At 68.8% G+C, this 20,377-nt stretch carries 16 protein-coding genes and 3 pseudogenes; 15 read left to right on the top strand and 4 right to left on the bottom strand.

Translation table 11 applies throughout. The features are described 5' to 3' along the window. Positions 1-150 precede the first annotated feature (150 nt). Positions 151-519, bottom strand: a pseudogene (locus tag ACX25U_RS32585) (tyrosine-type recombinase/integrase); the annotation flags it as partial. 241 nt (positions 520-760) lie between these two features. Here ACX25U_RS32585 and ACX25U_RS32580 point away from each other — a divergent pair. Then, positions 761-2,030, top strand: a pseudogene (locus ACX25U_RS32580) (IS701 family transposase). 190 nt (positions 2,031-2,220) lie between these two features. Continuing rightward, positions 2,221-4,137: pseudogene (gene ligA / locus ACX25U_RS32575) on the top strand (NAD-dependent DNA ligase LigA); the annotation flags it as partial. 30 nt (positions 4,138-4,167) lie between these two features. Here the strand turns inward: ligA and ACX25U_RS32570 are convergent. From ACX25U_RS32570 to ACX25U_RS32560, 3 genes are all read right to left on the bottom strand, one after another. Beyond that, the gene (locus ACX25U_RS32570) at positions 4,168-4,635 is read right to left on the bottom strand and encodes an NUDIX hydrolase (protein ID WP_454385347.1); all 468 of its coding nucleotides are present in this window, start codon (positions 4,633-4,635) and stop codon (positions 4,168-4,170) included. 172 nt (positions 4,636-4,807) lie between these two features. Next, positions 4,808-5,572: an HAD family hydrolase gene (locus ACX25U_RS32565; protein WP_454385346.1), complete on the bottom strand. Its 765-nt coding sequence runs from the start codon at positions 5,570-5,572 to the stop codon at positions 4,808-4,810. Further along, positions 5,569-7,065 (bottom strand): helix-turn-helix domain-containing protein, encoded by a 1,497-nt coding sequence (locus ACX25U_RS32560; RefSeq protein WP_454385344.1) that lies wholly within the window; start codon positions 7,063-7,065, stop codon positions 5,569-5,571. Before ACX25U_RS32560 ends, ACX25U_RS32565 begins: the two co-directional genes overlap by 4 nt. Positions 7,066-7,505: 440 nt before the next feature. Between ACX25U_RS32560 and ACX25U_RS32555 the strand changes: the two genes are divergently transcribed. From ACX25U_RS32555 to ACX25U_RS32495, 13 genes are all read left to right on the top strand, one after another. Continuing rightward, positions 7,506-7,844 (top strand): ATP-binding protein, encoded by a 339-nt coding sequence (locus ACX25U_RS32555; protein ID WP_390876876.1) that lies wholly within the window; start codon positions 7,506-7,508, stop codon positions 7,842-7,844. A gap of 175 nt (positions 7,845-8,019) precedes the next feature. Beyond that, a complete protein-coding gene (locus ACX25U_RS32550; protein WP_454385342.1) occupies positions 8,020-9,369 on the top strand; it encodes a hypothetical protein in 1,350 nt (449 codons plus the stop codon). A 2-nt stretch (positions 9,370-9,371) separates the two neighbouring features. After that, positions 9,372-9,800 (top strand): roadblock/LC7 domain-containing protein, encoded by a 429-nt coding sequence (locus tag ACX25U_RS32545; protein ID WP_454385340.1) that lies wholly within the window; start codon positions 9,372-9,374, stop codon positions 9,798-9,800. Then, on the top strand, positions 9,797-10,150 hold the full coding sequence (locus ACX25U_RS32540; protein WP_112467948.1) for a DUF742 domain-containing protein: 354 nt from the start codon (positions 9,797-9,799) through the stop codon (positions 10,148-10,150). The genes ACX25U_RS32545 and ACX25U_RS32540 overlap by 4 nt, the downstream gene beginning before the upstream one ends. After that, positions 10,128-10,751, top strand: a complete 624-nt coding sequence (locus tag ACX25U_RS32535; RefSeq protein WP_454385338.1) for a GTP-binding protein — start codon at positions 10,128-10,130, stop codon at positions 10,749-10,751. The genes ACX25U_RS32540 and ACX25U_RS32535 overlap by 23 nt, the downstream gene beginning before the upstream one ends. After that, positions 10,748-11,956: a cytochrome P450 gene (locus ACX25U_RS32530; RefSeq protein WP_454385336.1), complete on the top strand. Its 1,209-nt coding sequence runs from the start codon at positions 10,748-10,750 to the stop codon at positions 11,954-11,956. Before ACX25U_RS32535 ends, ACX25U_RS32530 begins: the two co-directional genes overlap by 4 nt. A 13-nt stretch (positions 11,957-11,969) precedes the next feature. Then, on the top strand, positions 11,970-13,202 hold the full coding sequence (locus tag ACX25U_RS32525) for a cytochrome P450 family protein (RefSeq protein ID WP_454385334.1): 1,233 nt from the start codon (positions 11,970-11,972) through the stop codon (positions 13,200-13,202). Between the two features lie 184 nt (positions 13,203-13,386). Beyond that, positions 13,387-13,830: a DUF6082 family protein gene (locus ACX25U_RS32520; RefSeq protein ID WP_454385333.1), complete on the top strand. Its 444-nt coding sequence runs from the start codon at positions 13,387-13,389 to the stop codon at positions 13,828-13,830. A gap of 236 nt (positions 13,831-14,066) precedes the next feature. Further along, positions 14,067-14,762, top strand: a complete 696-nt coding sequence (locus tag ACX25U_RS32515) for an HAD family hydrolase (RefSeq protein WP_454385331.1) — start codon at positions 14,067-14,069, stop codon at positions 14,760-14,762. Next, positions 14,759-16,606: a hypothetical protein gene (locus ACX25U_RS32510; protein WP_454385329.1), complete on the top strand. Its 1,848-nt coding sequence runs from the start codon at positions 14,759-14,761 to the stop codon at positions 16,604-16,606. Before ACX25U_RS32515 ends, ACX25U_RS32510 begins: the two co-directional genes overlap by 4 nt. After that, positions 16,603-17,559: a thymidylate synthase gene (locus ACX25U_RS32505; RefSeq protein WP_384439379.1), complete on the top strand. Its 957-nt coding sequence runs from the start codon at positions 16,603-16,605 to the stop codon at positions 17,557-17,559. The genes ACX25U_RS32510 and ACX25U_RS32505 overlap by 4 nt, the downstream gene beginning before the upstream one ends. A gap of 8 nt (positions 17,560-17,567) precedes the next feature. Continuing rightward, the gene (locus ACX25U_RS32500) at positions 17,568-19,283 is read left to right on the top strand and encodes a carbamoyltransferase family protein (protein ID WP_454385327.1); all 1,716 of its coding nucleotides are present in this window, start codon (positions 17,568-17,570) and stop codon (positions 19,281-19,283) included. After that, the gene (locus ACX25U_RS32495; protein WP_454385325.1) at positions 19,280-20,332 is read left to right on the top strand and encodes a glycosyltransferase family protein; all 1,053 of its coding nucleotides are present in this window, start codon (positions 19,280-19,282) and stop codon (positions 20,330-20,332) included. Before ACX25U_RS32500 ends, ACX25U_RS32495 begins: the two co-directional genes overlap by 4 nt. Positions 20,333-20,377 lie beyond the last annotated feature (45 nt).

The following is a 20,377-nucleotide window of genomic DNA, read 5'->3' as shown; positions in this document are numbered from 1 at the left end:
CCGACGACAGCACCACCTCAGAGCCGTGAAACCCGGCGCCCACCCGACGCGACAGCCGAGCCCTCAACCTGTCCGCAAGCAGAAATCTCCACTCTGAACGAGCAGAAAGGGTCCGTCAGCAAGCTGACGGACCCTCATGCAAGTTCGAGGTTAGGAAGCGAGGTCTGAGTTGAGGATCTTGGCGGCCTTGCTGATCGAGCCGGGCATGAGGTGGCGGTAGATCTTGAAGGTGACCTCGATGGTCTTGTGGCCCATCCACTCGGCGACGTCGGTGATGGGGATGCCGTGGGTGAGGCAGTTGGAGGCGAAGAAGTGCCGCAGACTGTAGACGACCATCCCGTCGGGGATGTCGATCTGGCCGGCCTTCTTGATCCGCTGCCACTGGTTGGCGATGTGATAGTGCGGGAACGTCCGGGAGGGGTCGCCGGGGTGGCGCAGCAGGTAGCCGTCGACGGTGCCGTGCTTGTCGGCGTACCACTCGATGGTCTGCCGCACCCGCGCCGGCAGGGGCACGTCCCGGCCGTCAGGCCGCAGACCGCGATCAGCCAAGCCGCTACCGGCACCGATCGAGGCACTCATGATCACGATCTACGGCTGGAGTACTAGTACTCCAGCAGGACTTCGACGTTTTGCCTGCTCAGAGGCTGCGCGTGGTGAGTGTAGTGGGCCGGTGGCCCGTCAGGGGCGGTCTTCACGGGGCCGCCCCTCGATCGTGTGCAACCGGCGCTGATAATGGCAGTGGCCGGGGCAGCCTCCCGTCGTGATCAACGAGCCTGCAGCCGAGACCTGGGACAACGAACTCGAAGACCTCTTCCTCCGTGTCGGCCATCGTTTTGGCCGCGTGGAGCCACGCCGTCGGATGCGCGACTACGTTCGCGGTCTGCTCGGCCCGGTCGGCCGAAAGAATGGCTGGCAGCTGGCCGAATACGCTGGCCACGCCACCCCCGACGGACTCCAGCACCTGCTCGCCGGTGCCCGCTGGGACGCGGACGAGATCCGTGACGAGCTCCAGCACCACGTCGCCGAACACCTCGGCGAGGACGACGGAGTCCTGATCATCGACGACACCGGCTTCGTCAAGAAGGGCACCACCTCCGCGGGCGTGCAACGCCAGTACTCCGGCACCGCCGGCCGCACCGAGATCCCCCAGAGGGGGTGCCCCCAGCCGGATCGGGGTCTTCGCCGCCTACGCCTCCACCCGAGGCCGCGCTCTGGTCGACCGTGAGCTCTACCTGCCCAAGTCCTGGACCGAGGACCGGGACCGCTGCCGCGCGGCGAAGATCCCCGACGAGCGGGACTTCCACACCAAGGGCGACCTCGCCAAGGCCTTGGTGCTGCGGGCCCTTGCCTCCGACCTGCCCTTCGCCTGGGTCACCGCGGACTCGGCCTACGGACAGGAAGGGCGCTTCCGGCGCCTGCTGGAACAGTCCGGCCTCGGCTACGTCCTGGCGGTGCCCAAGTCCCAGTTCAGCGTGGGCTGTCCACGCATCGACCGGCTGTTTGCCCAGGCCCCCGCAGACGCCTGGGAACGGATCTCGTGCGGGGACGGCGCCAAGGGACCGCGCGTCTACGACTGGGCGGCCATCCGACTGCCCGCCGTCGCGGAGTACGACTACCAGGACGAGAACCAGGTCCACCGACGGTGGGCACTGGCCCGCCGCAGCATCGCCCGGCCCGACGAGATCGCCTACTACCTCGCCTACACCCAACTCGACACGGCTATAGAGCAGTTGGTGCGGATCGCCGGGATGTGCTGGGCGATCGAGGAGTGTTTCCAGGCGGCGAAGAACGAGTGCGGCCTGGACCAGTACGAGGTTCGCCGCTACACCGGCTGGATGCGGCATATCACCCTGGCCATGCTCGCCCACGCCTTCCTGGCCGCGATGGCGGCCGCCGCCGCTTCAAAGGGGGCTGCAGAAACGGTTCCCGCACCTTGGTCGACCTCACCGTGGCAGAGATCCGACGGCTTCTGGCAACTGGCCGCCCCCACCCGCGTCCGCCATGGTGCTCGGCCCGCGCTCACGCCTTGAACTGGTCCATCTGGCGCCGGGAGCGCCAAGCCGTCGCCCGCCGCTGTCACTACCAGCACCGGTTGCACACGATCGAGGGGCGGCCCCGGGAAGACCGCCCCTGACGGGCCACCGGCCCACTACACTCACCACGCACAGCCTCTGAGCAGGCAAAACGTCGAAGTCCTGCTGGAGTACTAGTTGCCGGCTGGCCGATCACCCCGACCAGATGCTGCCCGCCTCGCCGACCGGGAAGGTCGCCGGCGGTGCGGCCGAGGGCGATGTTCCCCACACAGTGGCGATGCTGAGTCTGGACAACGTGTTCTCGCCGGAGCAGTTCGCTGCCTGGGCGGCCTCGCTGACCCGCCGGATCGGTCATGAGGCGGAACGCTTCAGCGTGGAGCCGAAGCTCGACGGACTGGCCGTCGCCGCCCGCTACACCCAGGGCCGGCTGACCCGGCTGATCACCCGGGGCGACGGGATCGCCGGGGAGGACGTCTCGCACGCGATCGGCACCATCGAGGGCCTCCCCGACGAACTGACCGAGCCGGTCACGGTGGAGATACGCGGCGAAGCGCTGATGACCACCGCCCAGTTCGAGCACGCCAACGAGGTGCGCACCGCACATGGCGGGCAGCCGTTCGCGAATCCGCGCAACGCCGCGGCGGGCACCCTGCGTGCCAAGGACCGCGCCTACACCGTACCGATGACGTTCTTCGGCTACGGCCTGCTGCCGACGCCCGACACCGACGTGGCCACACGGCTTGGCTCCCTCGCGCACAGTGAGCTCATGGCGCGGGCCGCCGAACTCGGTGTGAACACCACCGCTACCACTGCCGTGCCCGGCGTCACCGCCGACACGGTCGAGCAGGTCCTGGCCCGTGTGCAGGAGGTCGCCGCGCTGCGCGCCCAGCTGCCGTTCGGTATCGACGGCATCGTCATCAAGGCCGATCTGGCCGCCGACCAGCAGGCCGCCGGATCCGGATCGCGGGCCCCGCGCTGGGCGATCGCCTACAAACTGCCCGCTGTCGAGAAGATCACCCGGCTGCTCGAGGTGGAGTGGAACGTGGGCCGCACGGGCATCATCGCCCCCCGCGGGGTCCTGGAGCCGGTCGAGATCGACGGGTCCACCATCACCTACGCCACGCTGCACAACCCGGCCGACATCACCCGCCGCGATCTGCGCCTGGGCGACCGCGTCATGGTCCACCGTGCCGGCGATGTCATCCCTCGCATCGAGGCCCCGGTCGCCCACCTGCGTACCGGCGCCGAGCAGCCGATCGTGTTCCCCGAGGTGTGTCCCCGGTGCGGGTCCGATATCGATACCAGCGAGGAACGCTGGCGCTGCGAGCAGGGCCGCAACTGCCACCTGGTCGCGTCCCTCTCCTACGCAGCGGGCCGCGACCAGCTCGACGTCGAAGGCCTGGGCGCCACACGCGTCGTGCAACTCGTCGACGCCGGTCTGGTCACCGATCTCGCCGACCTGTTCACCCTCACCCGCGACCAGCTCCTGTCGCTGGAGCGGATGGGCGAAACCAGTAGCGACAACCTGCTCGCCGCCCTGGCCGCGGCCAAGACGCAACCGCTGTCACGGGTTTTGTGCGCCCTCGGCGTCCGTGGGACGGGCCGCTCCATGTCCCGGCGGATCGCCCGGCACTTTGCCACCATGGACAACATACGCACTGCCGACGCCGATGCGCTGCAGGAGGTCGAAGGCATCGGTGCCGAGAAGGCAGCGTCCATCGTCGCCGAACTCACCGAGCTCGCCCCTCTGATCGACAAACTCGCCGCGGTCGGGATGAACATGACCGAGCCCGGCACCACTCCCCCGTCGCTTGCCGACGCGGACAACGGGACCGTCGGTGCCCCGGCCGCCGGCCCGCTCACGGGGATGACGGTCGTGGTAACGGGCACGATGACCGGGCCGCTCGAGCAGCTCAGCCGTAACCAGATGAACGAACTCATCGAACGGGCCGGCGGCCGCTCCTCCTCCAGCGTGTCGAAGAAGACCACCCTGGTGGTCGCCGGCGACAACGCCGGGTCCAAGCGCGCCAAGGCCGAAGACCTCGGCATCCGCCTCGCCACACCGGACAAGTTCGCCGCCCTCGTCGCCGACTACCTCACCTGACAGCGCCGCGAGCGGCCGACACCCAACCTGCTACCTCCGCTCGTAGCCGTCCAGGCCCGCGACGTCGCGGAGGTACCAGGCGGCCACGGCCCGCTTGTAGCCCTCGGGCATGTTGAGTGCTGGCACTTGGTCCGCGGTGAACATCCCAAGCTGTTTATGTTCGTGGCTGACGACGGGTGCTCGTTCGGGGGTGAGGACCGTGCAGCCGTAGGTGACGATCAGGACCCTGCGTCCTGGGATGGGCTCGTAGATCCACACGCCGCCGTCGATCAGTGGCCCGGCCTTCACCTCCCAGCCGGTTTCCTCCTGGATCTCCCGTTCAAGAGCCGACTCGGGGCTGTCATCGGCTGGTACGGCCCCGCCCGAACTACCGGTCTCCAGGCGCCCACCGGGCAGTTCCCACTCGTCGCGCTCGTTCTTCAGAAGCAGCACTTGGCGCTGTGCGTCCAGGGCAACGCCCTTCACGGAAACGGGCCAACGGGGCGGTGTGTACGTCATCACGGTCCTCGTCCTGCGCTGTGCGTTCCCAGCCCCAGGCCGGGGCCGAGCCGAGAAACAAAAAGTCCAGAAGCGCCACCGTGGCTGCCGGGTCGGTCATGTGGTGCACGGTCTGGATGCTCAGTGCCTCGGCGGGAGAGGTTGCACATCTGCTCGCCGGGCCGCACCTCGATCACCTGAACTCTTCCGGCATCGCGTCCTGCCGTGGCTCAAGACAGCCGTGGTCGACGTCCGACGCGGCGCATTGGTTGATCAGGCGGATTATGCGATGTACGTCGGTTAGGTCAGGGACGACATGGCAGGCCCCGGCGGCAGCGAGTCGCTCGACTGATGTGGTACCGGAAGCGACGCCGATCACGTGGGCGCCTCCTTCCCGTCCAGTGCGGACGTCCTCGAGAGAGTCGCCGATGACTACGGTCGTCTCCCGTGTGAAGGGATGCCCGTGGCGTGCGCCGGCTCGCTGCTGTGCCACGCGTACGAGGGCAGGGCGGTGGGAGTCATCGGAGGAGTATCCGCCGATGCCGAGGTCGAGATACTCGTCCAGGCCAAGAGCCTTGAGCTTGATCTCAGCGCTGCCCCGCAGATTGCCGGTGACGACAGTGGGAACCAGCCCGGGCTCTTGGTGCACGGCGGCAAGGGCGGCGGATGCACCGGGCATGACCTGCCCGGTGCGAGAAAGATCGCCACGGTGACGCTCCAGTTGTGCAGGCATACGCTGCACGATGCGCTGCGCGAGTTCCTCGATCCGCTCGGGTTGCACTGCATTCGCGCGCAGCAGCTCCCGGACAGCGAGGGGCATCGTCACCCCGGTTCCCCGAGCGGGCAAACTCTCGGCAGGCCGGCCCACTACCTCCTCGAAGAGCTCCCGATAGACCAGCCGGTCAGTGTCGCCGGTGTACAGGAGGGTGCGGTCGATGTCCCAGAGAACCAGAATCATGCGGCGGCTCGCTGACGCATAACGCTTTCCCCACGATCCAGCAGGTCCCGGGCGGCTGAGGAGGCACCGTAGGAACGCGCCTCATGGAGCATGGTGCGCAGGTGGTCGTCGAGGCGGGCGGATTGAATGCCTTCGGCGAGGGTCAGGACGTCATGGGCGGTGGCGCAGCCGGCGTCGGCGTCGCCGTCACGCATCTGCGCGGTCGCGGCTCGGGAGAGGAACTGAGCGGTGGTTCGGGTCTCGTCCCGGCTGAGCACGTCGCGGGCCGCGGCGAAGGATTGGGCGGCCCGAGCCGGCTGTCCCAGGTCGAGGTAGCAGCTTCCGGTCTGTCCGAGGATCTCCCCCGGGCTGATCCAGTACAGCCAGTGGGGATCGTCCTCGCCCCGGCCGCGGGCACAGAGTTCTTCGGCTTCGGCAAGCGCGGCCAAGGCGTGGCGCTCTTCACGGAGCCGGGCGTGGCCGCGAGCCTGGCGGGTGAGGAGCATGGCGTTCAGGGCGGGGGCGTCGTGATCGGTGATTGCCTGGCGCGCTGTACGGGCGGCGGTGATGGCGTCGCGCGGGTCGCCGGCGGAGTAACCATGGATGGCGAGGAAACCGAGGGCACCGGCGCGCAGGCGGGAGTCGCCTGAAGCGTGGGCTGCGCGCAGAGCGCCGAGGAAGAGGTGCTGGGCGGCGTCGTGGTCACCGCTGTCGAAGGTGTACCAGCCAGTCTGGGCCGCCGTGTCGGCGGTGACGGCAGCCAGGCGACGTCCGTAACTCTCGCTGTAGGAGCCCTGCTTGAGCAGGTGCAAGAGCATCCGCAGGTGAGTCTTCGCCGTGTGGGCGAGGTTTCCGCTACCGCTGGTGGCGTCCATCTGGCGGAGTGCGTCGGTGGTGCCTTGAAGCGAATCGATCAGGGCGTCGGTGACAGTCGTGGTACCGGAAGAAGCGGCCACGGCCTCTGCGGGAGCGATGGCGGACTGCAAGACGTACTGGGTGAGTGCGGCTCCGCTCAGGGCGGTCAGCACGCGGCGGCGCTTCATGATGGTACCTCCGATGGCCACTTCAAGTGACGTCACCATACGATCCGCCGTCCAAGGCAGTACGGCCTCTGCGGAGAGGCTATGACCAGGTTTCGGCGCATCGCCGCGTAGGGGGGTCAGCAGCAAAGGCTGCAGGTCGGAAGGCAGGCCGAGGCCGTTGAGAAGGTCGAGAAGGGTGGTGGGGCTGCCGATCTGCTTCTGACCGCGTTCGAGGCCGGAAATGAACGACTGAGGTAGCGCCGTCAGTTCGCGCACGGCCATCTGAGATAAGCCGGATCGCTTGCGTACCAGGCGCAGCAGCTCGCCGAAATCCCAAGCGGCCAGGGCCCGGTAAACGGCTTCGTCGCGCCAGGCGCGATCGGGCACTCCCGGCGCCGTTCCTGCCTTTGCGCACAGGGCACACAGGGTGTCGGGGTTGTACTGACTCAGCTCGGTTGCACATCTCTCGCATACGCGGCTCGGCGGTCTCATGGCGCGGCCCCCTGGGTCGAACTTCCCGACGGTCCACACGATATGCGGGATCCCGTATCTCTACAGAGATATCGCCGCAGGGATCAGTACGGGTACGTCCTGGTCCCACACTCATGCCCACTGCGCCGACCACTCGGTCGGATGCGGTGATCACGTTGTCGCTGCGGAGAGGGGAAGGACGTGCGCGGCACCACGACGACGCGGTTTGGCCCATGCCCGTCCCGTCTTCGCCACGGCAGCGAGCGGACCACCCTTCGTAGGGCGACATCCGTCGCCCGATCGGTCCTCCGTGCCCCCAAGAGGACGTGATGACAACGACTGCCGAACGACCTCTTCGTTCTCCCATGACCGACGTTGCCCTATTGAGTCGTACCTTTCAGATCACTGAGCGCAGGCCAGGTCAACCCCTCGCACAGGTTGACACGTTGCAGGTCCGCAAGATGCGAAGCCTGACTCAGACTCGCCTGCACCAAAGCGGCCTGTCCCGCTTGGCGGACGACGCCGCGCTTGTTGTCTCCGAGCTGGTCACCAATGCGGTCCAGCACAGCCACGGTCGCAAGATCACTCTGACTCTCGCCCTCCGGGATGGCCACCTGGACATTCGCGTGCACGACGGGGTGCCCAGCCGCCTACCCATCGCTTCCAAGCCGGACGCTCACGCGGAGAACGGCCGCGGGCTGTGGCTCGTCGAGTCCATCGCCAGCCAGTGGCACGGCTCCTGGGGGATCAGCGACAAGGGAGCGACCACCTGGTGCGACCTGGCCCTGGAGGTGAGCTGATGGCCACCGCCTCCTTCTCCTATGGGGTTGATCGAGAGCGCCCTGCTGCTCACCGGCTGGGTGCGTCGCCACTCCCGACCCCTGCCGCCACTGCGGGCTCGCGCTTCTCGATCGGCTCCGCCGGGATCAGCGCTGTCGTGGGTGGAACCGTCTCCTCAATCCTCGCGAGGGCCTGATGACCGAACTGATACTGATCCTTATTGCTTTGATCGCCGGCCTCGCTGCGGCGGTGCACTTCGGGCCCAAAGCCCGCCGCGAGCAGCGTCGTGCGGACGGTCTTCATGAGCGTGCCGAACGGCTCTCGCAGGAGCTGCGGGCGGCCGAGCAGTGCGTCGGATACGTGACGAGCACGGTGTTGCCGGCCGCCGCGACTGCGGCGCACAGCGGGCAGGAGCACCGTGTCGACTTCGTCCTCCCACCTCAGCTCGTGGGCACCCCGCTCGCAGGCGCACTCGGCACCATGGCTGATCACCTCCAGTCCGTCATCGTTCAGGTGGGGCAGCAGGCCCAAGCCGTCAGCATGCAGCAGGTCACGCAGGTCCGGCTGGAAGCCGAGCGTCAGATTGCCCATGTACGGCAGGAGGCGGTGGATGTCGCCCGAGCAGCTGTGCGGGGATTCGCTTCCAGCACGGTGCAGCGGGCCTCGAAGCTGAGCAGCACGATCAGTGCCGGCGTGCGCCGCCATGTGTCGGACGAGGCGTACGCGACGCTGGTCGAGATCGATCACCTGGCCCAGCAGATGCTGCTCGCCGCCTCCGGGTACGCCGTCCTGGGCGGCGACAGGCTTTCCCGTCGCTGGCCGGTGACCACGCTGACCGACATCGTGCGTACGGCCATGGGCCGGGTCGAGGGCTATCAGCGCGTCCAGCACACCGACATGGAGTTCCTCGCGGTGGAAAGTCGGGCCGTGGAAGCGGTTGTCCACAGCCTGGCGGTGTTGCTGGACAACGCGCTGCGGTACTCACCGCCGAACGCTCGGGTGCACGTTTCCCTTGAGCACGGTGCGAACGCGGCGTTCCTGGTCGTGGACGACGCCGGGCTGCGGATGGAGGACGAGCGTCTGACCTGGGCGCGCGAGGTGATGTCGGGCAAGCAGCGCGACGACATCACCCAACTGGGCGCTTACCCCCAAACGGGGCTGCGCGTGGCGTCCGTCCTCGCCAACCAGTACGGCTTCCGCATCGAATTGGCAGCACCCAATCTGTATGGCGGGACCCGTGCGGTCATCGTGCTGCCGCAGGCCCTGTTGACGACGCCCAAGCCGCCTCAGCCGGCCCCCGCGCAGACGACGCCGTCAGCACGCCTGGCGCCTGCCCCGGAAGCCGTGCCGCTGGTGCCGGCACCTTCCACGACGGCGAGTGGGCTCACCGTCCGCCAGCGCACTCCGCGCCCCGTCACCGCCTCCCCCGCGCATCCCGGCCTCGAGGTGGGACCGGGCAGCCCCGGGGTTGCCGCCGCCTGGATGGACGGCGCCCGCCGCGCCTGGGACAACCACAACACTCCCAGCACTGACGAAGGACGTTAATCATGTCGGACACGCGCTCGAACGCCTTGGGCTGGCTGCTGGACGAGCAGCTCGGTTCCGTGGAGGGCGTCAGGTACGCCGTGCTGATGAGCGGCGACGGCCTGCTCAAGGCCCGCACGGAGACCATCAGCCAGGACGATGGTGAGAAGCTGGCCGCCCTGACCGCCTCATTGCGGGCATCGGGGCGGGCTTGGGACGATTTCACCGGCGGTCAGGGCGTGCGTCAGCACCTGATCGAAAGTGTCACGAACATCGGCCTGACGACCGCGGCCGGGCAGAACACGATGCTGTCGGTCGTCACAACGGGACCCCACGTCGACGTCGGCCTGATCAGCCACCACATGGCGCAGCTCGTGGTGCGCCTTGGCGAGCAGCTCGGCACCGAGAACCGCAAGCCCGCCCCACAGCCGGACGGAGGCACCGCGGCATGACCGGACCGCGGCATGACCCAGACATGATCAGGCCCTACGTCCGCACGGGCGGGCAAATCCGCCCGGGCAGGGCTGTGCGCCTGGAAAGTGTGGTCATCGCCGCGACCGGCCCCACCACCGATCTGGGCCCTGACACCCGGCGAGTGATGAGCCTGTTCTCCCCCGGCCGCGGCGGGTTGGCCGTTGCAGATATCGCCGCCGCTCTTCAACTGCCGCCCTCCACCGTCCGGATCCTCGTCTCCTCCCTCATGGACAGCGGCCACCTGGCCAGCCCAGCCGCCGCCGACTCCGACCAGCCCGAAACCGACCTCCTGCAGAAGGTGCTTGATGGACTGCGAGAACTGGTCTGACCCGCTCGCCGTCACTTATGTGCCGGTCTCGGTCACGCAGTCGGCCAAGATCGTGGTCGCGGGCGGCTTCGGAGTCGGAAAAACGACCTTCATCGGCAGCGTGTCGGAGGTCCAGCCGCTGCGGATGGAAGAACCCATCACTGAAGACAGCGCCGGAGTCGATGACCTGCGCGGCACACCGGAGAAGACCACGACGACCGTGGGCATGGACTTCGGCCGCATCCACATGGCCGGCGGCGCCCTCGCCCTCTACCTGTTCGGCCTTCCCGGCCAGATCCGCTTCCAGCCCATGTGGGAGGACCTCGCCGAAGGCGCGCTCGGCTGCCTCGTCCTGGCCGATACCCGCAACCTCGACGCCAGTCACGGCGCACTGAGCCTGCTGGAAGCCCAAGGCATCCCATACGCGGTCGCGATCAACGCTTTCCCCGACGCTCCCGCCTACAAGGCCGCAGAACTTCGCCAAGCCCTCGCACTGGACCCGCTCACGCCGCTGACCACGTGCGACGCACGAGACCGTACCTCCTCGCTGTACGCCCTGATCACGCTCACGGAATACCTCACGGCCCACCGCGCAGCCATCCCTCTGGAGCCCACGCGATGATCCCCAACAGCCCCGTGCCTCCGGCCCCGCCGGGCCGGATCGCCCTGTATGAACCAGGCTTCGCCGCCGACCCGCACGCCGCTTATGAGCGGATGCGGAAGATGCACGGCGCCCTGGTACCCGTTGAACTCTCCCCTGGCATTCCGGCCACGCTGGTGATCGGCTACCTCCAGGCCCGTCGCATTCTCAATGACCCGATGCGCTTTCCCGCCGACCCACGCATCTGGCAACAGCAGGTGCCGGTTTCCTGCCCGGTCCGGCCGATGATGGAGTGGCGACCCAACGCCCTGCGCAGCAGTGGAGCTGAGCACGCCCGCTACCGGGCTGCCAACACCGCCAGCATCGATGCCGTCGACCAACACGAGCTGCGTGCCCTCGTGGAGAAGATCACCGCTGGGGCTGCCGCGGAGTTCCGCACCGTCGGCCGGGCAGACCTGCTCACCCAGTACGCCTGGCCCATCGCATTCCGGGTGCTGAGCGCGCTGCTGGGCTGTCCCGACGAGATCGGAGCGCGCATCGCCGACGGAATGGCGAAGGTCTTTGACGTCACCGACGCCGTTCGCGGCAACCAGATCCTCGGCCAGGCCGTCGCCGAACTCGTCGCCCTGCGCCAAGGCCGTCCCGCCGACGACATCACCTCGCGGCTCCTCGCCCACTCCGCGCATCTGAGCGACGAGGAGATGGCCCACCAGCTCGTTACCTTCTATGGCGCCGGCATCGAACCCCTGACCAACCTCATCAGCAACACCTGTCTGAAGATCCTCACCGACGAGGACTTTTCCGCCAGCCTGCACGCAGGTTGGTCCGCGGTGCGAGACGCGCTCGACACCGTCCTGTACACCGACCCCCCATTGGCGAACTACTGCATCACCTATCCGCCTTATCCCACGGACATCGACGGCTTCCTGCTCCCGGCCCACCAGCCGGTCGTCATCAGCATGGCGGCCTGCAATAACGATCCGGAACTTACCCGCGGCTCGACCAATGTCGCCGGTAACCGCGCTCACCTGGCCTGGAGCATCGGCCCCCACACCTGCCCTGCGCGCTCTCACGCCTACCTCATCGCCGAAACCGCGATCAGCTACCTCCTCGACGCCTTCCCGGAGATAGACCTTGCTGTCCCCGCCGCTGACCTGCGTTGGCGGCCCGGCCCCTTCCACCGTGCCTTGGAAGCCCTTCCGGTCCTCTTCCCCGCCGCACACTGAGGAGCTCACACTCATGTCCGAGCAGCCGATACTCATCCTCGACCCCACCGGATCCGACCGCCACGGCGAGCACCGGGCCCTGCGCGCCCAAGGCTCGGCGGCACGGGTCGACATCCTCGGCGTCCAGGCATGGGCCGTCACCGATCCGGCCCTTCTCAAGCAGCTCCTGACCAGCCCGCAGGTCTCCAAAGACGGCCGCGCCCACTGGCCCGCCTTCGCCGACACCGTCCCCACCTGGCCCCTCGCCCTGTGGATCGCGGTGGAGAACATGTTCACCGCCTACGGCCCCGACCACCGTCGGTTGCGCCGCATGATCGCCCCAGCCTTCAGCGCCCGGCGAATCGCCACCATGAAGGACGCCATCGACCGCATGGCGACCACCCTCATCGACCGCCTGGCCACGCTGCCCCCGCACAAACCGGTGGACTTACGCGAGCACCTGGCCTACCCGCTGCCCATCGCGGTGATCGGCCACCTGATGGGCGTACCCGAGAGCCAGCGCGACGCCTTCCGTCAGGTCGTCGACGGCGTCTTCGACACGACCCTCACCCCCGCCGAAGCCGAGGCCAACACCGCCACCCTGTACGAGCAGCTGAACCAACTCATCGACACCAAGCGCAGCACCCCCGGCGACGACCTGACCTCCCTGCTCATCGCGGCCCGCGACGACGAAGGCGACGGCGGCGGCTTCACGGACGAAGAACTGCGCGACACGCTCCTGTTGATGATCAGCGCCGGATACGAGACCACCGTCAACGTCATCGACCAGGCGATCACCGCCCTGCTGACCGACCCCGAGCAGCTCGGCCACCTCCGCGCCGGCCGCGCCGACTGGGGCGACGTCGTCGAGGAGACCCTGCGGCACGAACCCGCCGTCAAGTACCTGCCCCTGCGCTACGCCCTCACCGACCTCCCCCTGCCCGACGGGCAGACCATCGCCGCGGGCGAGGCGATCCTCGCCTCCTACGCCGCCGCCAACCGCCACCCCGACTGGCACGGCGCGTCCGCCGACCGCTTCGACGCCACCCGCCCCACCAAGGACCACCTGGCCTTCGGCCACGGCGTGCACTTCTGCCTCGGCGCCCCACTCGCCCGCCTCGAAGTCGCCACCGCCCTGCGCCTGCTCTTCGCACGCTTCCCCGAGATCCGCCTCGCCGTCCCCGCCGGCGCACTGCGCCCGCTCCCCACCCTGATCAGCAACGGACACCTGACCCTGCCCGTACACCTGCGGCCGAACGTCCACTGATCACCACTTCGGCCTGGAAGACCGTCGTGACCACCATCCCGACCACACCGCTCTGCCGGAACCGGCCCGCGGCCTGGGTCCTGACACCTCGTCCAGAAGCTGCTCCGTGCTGACGGACGAACCGGCGGGGGACGGGCGCGCGTCCCGCGTCGGCCACGGCAGCACCTGGAACGAAAGGAAACCGATGAAGACGTCCCATGCCATCCTCGTCGTCTCCGCAGTGGGGGCCGCAGGGATCTGGTTCGCCGAACGCCGACACCGACAGCGGCTCGCGATGGACGCGGTGGAGATCCATCAGCGCTTGCTCTCCGATATCGCGACGAACCCGGAGCAGCAGGCTCTCTGGGCGCCCGGTGACATGTCCGCCGAAGAATACGCACGGCTGGTCCACTTCAACCGCGTGATCAGCTTCCTGTCGGCGAAGTACCGCGTGGGGCTGCTCGACAAGGTCGCCCTGCGCGTGCAGGCCCGCGCGGTGATGCAGCGCGCCGGGTGCCGGGCGTACTGGGCCCGCTTCGGCATCTTCCGCGAGGAGGAGGCGGCGGACCGCGTCGACCGGTCGTTCAACGCGGTGTTCGACAACGAGTACACCGCTGCTGCCGATGACACGGAGTCCATCGCCGCCTAGGACTGGAGCCTCCTCCTTCTAGCCGTGAGGACCTCCGTGCCCGTGCATGGGAAGGTCCGAGCCCCAGTCCGGAGGAGACGGTGTGGTGCGCGCTCCATGCCGGAGTTGCGGGCGGCCCATTCAACTGTTCGCCCTCCCCTACCACATCTGTGTCCACGGACGAAGGTCGCCCGTGCTGTAGGCCGTCCGTCGCCTCGCAGGCCCCCAAAAAATGACCACTCGCAGGAGATTCCGCCGTGTCATCGGACAGAATCCGACCAGTCTCGCCCCAGCCCCGCGCGACCCCACGCGCTCTGCTTCTCGACCTCGACGGTGTGCTGCTCGACACCCGTCCCGTCATGAAGGAGGCGTGGAAAGAGGTCCAGAAGGCTCACAGTCTCGATATCCCGTTCGCCGCGTACGAACGCCAGTTGGGACGTGAGTTCAGCGACATCATGCAACGGCTCGGGGTCATCGACATCGACGCAGCCCGCCAGACGTATGAGACCGCGTCCATTGCCGCAGCGCACCTGGCACACGAGTTCCCCGGCGTCGTGGAAGTGCTCCACGCTTTCGTGGCCGCCGACTGGCTGCTGGGGGTCGTGACATCCAAGCACCTTGACCGCGCCGCTCCACTCCTCGCACGGCTCGGATGCCCCTTTGTCACTATTCGTACCCCGGCCGGAGTGGGCCGGGCGAAGCCGGCACCGGATCCGATACTCCTGGCGCTGGTCGACCTCGGGGTCGATCCAGCAGCAGCAGTGTATGTCGGGGACATGGCGGTCGACCAGGAAGCGGCAGCACGTGCTGGTGTCTCGTACGTGCACGCCTGCTGGGGGTACGGGCAGCCCACCGCACCCGCGCCAAAGGTCGCCGAGTCACCGCAGGCCCTGCTCCAGCTTCTTCACCACGCGCGCTCGTCCGAGCCCTACGTCCAAGGGAGCTTGGTGTGAACACCTCCCCAAGCGACGCCCTGAGCCTGGCTTGCATCGACGACGAGGGCCAGCCGATGTGGGCGCTCGTAGGCTCCAGCCGCTTCGATCGCACGCAGACCACGCGGATCAGAACGGTGGAGCTGGAGGCCCTGTCGGTCAACGATCAGGAACTCGTCACTCCCATCGGAGACATCATGTCCGCGCTGGAGAAGTACAGCGCTCGCCCACGCACGCCCGGGGGTGCCGACTGGCTCCACGTGCAGCATGTGCCTGTCCGCCGCTTCGTTTCGCAGGTCCTGCGCAAGCTGTTGGCCCTGAGCGCATGGGAGCCGTTCGCGGCGGCACCCGGCCCCGTCGGCGTGGCGCCGCACGAAGGGCTCGTAGGAATACGTTCGAGCAGTTCACGGGAGTACCGGGCCTACACGGTCACCTGGTCGGGCATCGCCTACCTACTCGGAGCCGCCGCGCCGCACAACCCGTCGCACACAGCCCAGTTGCGCACCCTGCTGTCGGCCAACGTGGCGACCACGGAGCCGAGCCTGCTCCCCCCGGAGTTGCCGCGGAGCGACGTCGTGGCGCTGTCGTGGTCCTCCCGCCACGCCGCGACCCTGCTGCCGGTTCTCACGGAGTTGGCGTGCGAGGGGCACACCAGCGTGCTCGTCGACCTTGCGACCGATCCGGAGCAGCGGTGCCTGCCTGAGAGGAACGAGCGCATACGCCTGTGCCCGGCTCCGCCTGGGCTTCTCCACCTCTCGGGCACGGTGGGCGAGCTGCAACTGCCTGATGACGGGCACGTCGTCGGGATCGGGGAGCACACCGTTCGGTTGGCTCGTCTTGTCCGGCTGTTGTCCGTACTGCTGGAGACCAGCGCCGGGTGCACCCAGCCGTCCTGGCGCTCCGTGGTCCGGGCCGAGACGTGGCTCGATGGAGTCCTTGCCGCAGTCCGGCCGCACACCGTTCTGGTCAGCAACGACACAAGTCCTCTCGGAGCGCTGGCCGTTCACGCGGCGGAGCGACACGGCATGAACACGGTGCACGTCCAGCACGGAGCGTGGACCAAGGAGTCGGCCGCGTGGCCCGCGCTCCACAGCCGCGACATCGTCGTCATGGGCGAACGTGACGTCCCGCTCGCACGAGCCTGGGCGCGTCACCCGAAGGCCGAGGTCCACGTCCTGGGCCAGCCCCGCTTCGACGCCCTGGCCAGCCTCGGCCATGAGGTCCAGCGGCGGTATTTGGAGAAGCTCCTGGCTCGTGGCACGCGGCACAGTCCCGCGCGCATCGCCGTCTGGGCGTGCCAGCCGTTCCGGCCCGATCGGCTCAACGAGCAGGCCGACCTCCTCATGGACGGTCTGCGCATGGCCGGCGGCAACTGGGGGTTGGTCATCGTTCCACATCCCGCGCAGAGCAACGGCGTCTTCGCTCCCCTTCTCCAGGGCGCGGGGAGTCTGCCCGTGGTGGTGGCTGATCCGCGGGTCGGTGCACGCGGCTGCCTGGCCGGCGCCGATGCGGTGGTGAGCGCCTATTCGACGTGCGGCATCGAAGCGGCGCTGCTGGGCGTGCCGGTCATCGAAGTCGGCTCGCCGGGCGAGCGCACGCTCGACCTCGCCAGCCACGGCCTCGCGCAGCGGTGCAGCAGTGCACACGAGGTCGCCACAGCCCTCGCCACGCTGCACGACCGGCCCCGACCTTCGACGCAGGCGGCGGACGCGGTGTGCCGGTGGCGCGGCGACAGCGCCGCCCAGGTCGCCCGCCTCATCTCCCATCGGGCCGAGAACCATGACGCGCCCTTCGACCACAACCACCACGATGCCCGCGGCACGGACTCCGTGCCGGCGCAGGGCGGAGGAGCTCCTACACGATGACGCACCTGACCGCTGGCAGCATGGCCGAGCTGTTCTCCGGCGCCGTCACGCTGGCCAAGTCCGGCGAGAAAGTCAGCCCTCGTGGCATGGCCACCCGGGAAGTCCGAGACGTCCACATGCTGCTCACCCAGCCACGGGCCCGCCTGCTCTACGCACCCCCCGCCAGGATCCTGAACCCGGCCTTCGCCGTGGCTGAGACTGTCTGGCACCTGTCCGGCTCGGACGCTGCGTGGATCTTCGACTACAACGCGCGGCTGTGGCAGTACGCCGACGACGGCGTACTGCGCGGGGCGTACGGGCCGAGGATGCGGAACTGGGCCGGCAAGGTGGACCAGCTGGGCCGTGTCGTGGAGATCCTGAAGGAGGACCCCGACTCCCGGCGTGCTCTGATCCAGCTCTACGACCCGGCCCAGGACGCCGCCGGGCACAAGGACGTGCCTTGCACCCTCGGCTTCCGCTTCCACCTGCGCGCCGGCCGCCTGCACATGGCGACCACGATGCGCGGTCAGGACGTGTGGATCGGCATGCCGTACGACGTGTTCTTCTACACCGTCCTGCACGAGCTGGTCGCTGGATGGCTCGACGCGGAGCTGGGCGAGTTCCACCTGCACGTGGGGTCGCTGCACATGTACGAGAACCACCTCGTCCAGGCCGACCAGCTGACCTCGCTCGCGGCGAGTCAGGTCATGCCCGACCTGACCACACCGTGGAGGGGCTTCGACGGCCTGCTCGACCAGGTCGCAGCCCGCGACGTGACCGGCCACCCCGGCTGGGACACGATGGCCAGGACACTGCGCAGCTATCGGCTGTGGAAGGACGGCCTGCGAGAGCAAGCGTGGCGCGTGGCGGACGGGATCGACGGGCCCCTCGGCCAGGCACTCACTGCCTGGTACGGCGAGCTGCACCGACGCGCCGTCAGCTCTGCCGCGTCCGCGACGGCCGGGGCAAGGTGACGGCCGCCATGAAGCGCGCCCCCTCGGTCGTCCTCGGCCTGTGCTCCTACACCCACGACTCGTCGGCAGCCCTGCTGGTGAGGGGTGAGTTGATCGGCTTTGTCGAGGAGGAACGTCTCTCCGGGCAGAAGCACACGAAGGACTACCCGACCCGCGCGGTCGAGTGGCTGCTCGGCCGGGCCAAGCTCACCGCCGCCGACGTGGATGCCGTCGCCTACAACTTCCAGCCCGCCCGCTACCTCGCGGAGTCGCCCGCTGCCCTGCGTCTGACGCTCTCCACGGCGACCCGCGACCGGGCCCTCGCGAGAGCCTGCGGGTTTGCCAAGGTTGCCGTGCGCACCCAGCGGCGCACCCATCTCATCGGCCGGCAGTTCCCTGCCGCCCGTGTCGTGCCCATCCTGCATCACCGTGCCCACCAGCTGACAGCCTTCGCCGCCTCGGGCTGGAGCGAGGCCGCCGTGCTCGTGGTCGACAGCCTCGGCGAGCGGCAGACCACCACCATCGCCCGCGGCCACAACCCACGCCGCCCCCGCACCCACACCCTGGAGGCGATCAACGATCCCGCCTCCCTGGGGTACGTGTACGGTGCTGTCACGGAGCACCTGGGCTGGCGTCGGGGCGACGAGGAGGGCACCGTGATGGCGCTGGCCGCCCTCGGCGACCCCGCCCGGTTCCGCCGCCTGTTCGCCCGGGCCGTCCGCACGACGGCGATGGGCTTCGTCATCGACCCCGTCTATTTCCCTCCGCGTGCGCTGACCTCGGGTTACCCGCGAACATCCCTTCGCTTCGTCGCCGAGACCTGCTCCGAACGGGACCCGAGCGAGCCGCTGACGGATGTCCACCGGGACTTGGCGGCTGCCCTTCAAGAACGCACCGAGCTGGTGATGGTGCACCTGGCCCGCCGGGCTCGGATACTCACCGGTTCCCGTCGCCTGTGCGTAGGGGGCGGTGTCGCCACGAACTGCGTGAGCATCGGCCGGATCATCGAGGCCGGCATCTTCGACGAGGTCTTCGTACCGCCCGCTCCCGGCGACGCCGGCACCGCGATCGGCGCCGCCCTCGCCGTGCACACCGACAGCCGCGGCCGACCCGTGGCCGGCGTCGCCCGCTCCTGCTACCTCGGCCCGTCCTACGAGGACCAGCCCCTCGACCTCACGCCCTGGCCCGGCCTTCGCCAGAAGAGCCTGGGCATCGAGACCGCAGAGTTCCTCGCCGACCAGCTGGCCCATGGCATGGTCGTCGGCCTCTTCCAGGGCCCCGTCGAGGCCGGCCCGCGCGCGCTGGGCAACCGCTCGATCCTCGCCTCCCTCCTGGAGCCCGGCGTCGTCGAGCGGCTGAACGCCACCGTGAAGTACCGCGAGCCGTTCCGCCCCTTCGCGCCCATGGTCCTGGCCGAGCGAGCCTCGGAGTTCTTCACCCTCGGCCAGCAGGCGCCGTACATGTCCATGGCCTCCGGCGTGACGGACAAGGCGCGCGAGCACATCCCGGCCGTCGTGCACGCCAATGGCACCTCCCGGCTCCAGACCGTCACCAAGGCGCAGAACCCGTTCATGCACGCGGTGCTGACCGCCTTCGCTCGCCGCACCGGCGTGCCCGTGCTGATCAACACCTCCCTCAACGTCAAGGGCAAGCCGATCTGCGGGACACCGGAGATGGCCCTGGACTGCCTGGCCAACTCCGGGCTCGACGCCCTGCTCCTCGAAGAGCGGTGGATCACCAAGTGAAGATCGGATACAGCTTCTGGGGCTTCCTCGGCAACGGGATCACCGACACCCCGGACGGGGGCCGCAGCCACCGCCGCCCCTTCATCGACGCACTCCTCGACCGCGGGCACGACATCGTCTTCCTGCAGGCCGACCGCGACCGGCGCGAAGCCGGGGACGACCTCGGCGGCGCCTACACCTTCGACAGTGGCTGTCCGGAGATCGACGTCCTGTTCCTGGAGTGGCGCTGGGCGATCACCGGCCGCAACACGACCGTGTGCGGGACCGAAGGGCACACCTGCGACCTGCACCGCCAGGCCCAGCTCCTCAACCAGTACACCGCGCGGCGCCAGACGCCCACCGTGATCTGGGACAAGGACCGCACCCTGCGCGCCGAGAGCGTGTGGCGCCGCACGGCACACACCGCCGTGTGCGAGGCCGCTCTCGAACCGACACCGGGCGCCCACCGCCTGCTCTTCCCCGTCGCCGACCGCCTCCTCGCCCAGACGGCCCCCCTCTCGCTCGCCGCACAGCCCCGGGATGTCGTGCTCGGCTATGTCGGCAACCAGTACGACCGCGACGAGCCCTTCGAACGCTTCTTCGCCCCGGCCGCCGCCCGCTTCGAGCACCTGGTCGCCGGCAAGTGGACGAAGACCGACCGCTGGCCGCACGTCCGCTTCCTCGGCCGGATCCCGTTCGAAGCCGCCTCCGGCATCTACGGCCGGTCCCTGGCCACCGTTCTCATGCTGCCCGAGCGGTACGCCGTCGTCGGACAGATGACGCAGCGCATCTTCGAGGCGGTACTCGCCGGGTGCGTGCCCCTGGCCCCGGCGGACATCCGCTACGTCGACCGGTTCGTGCCCAACGAGCTGATCGTGCGCTCCGGCCGGGACGTGGTCGAACGGCTCTCCCACCTCCGCGGAATCGCCGGCACCCAGCAGCACGCGGACCTGATCGCCGCCTGCGTGGACCGCTTGGACCTGTTCCGTCTGAGCAAGCAGGTCGACACCCTGGAGGCCATGCTGCACGGGCTCGTCCAGCCGACCGCCGCCGAGCAGGGAGCCGCCTGATGCAGACGACTCCACAGGCTGTGACGCCTGGATCATCCGAACGTG

It is taken from the genome of Streptomyces sp. JNUCC 63, assembly GCF_054366325.1.
The sequence above is the reverse complement of the archived record's forward strand: the minus strand, read 5'-3'. Positions and strand labels throughout refer to the sequence as shown.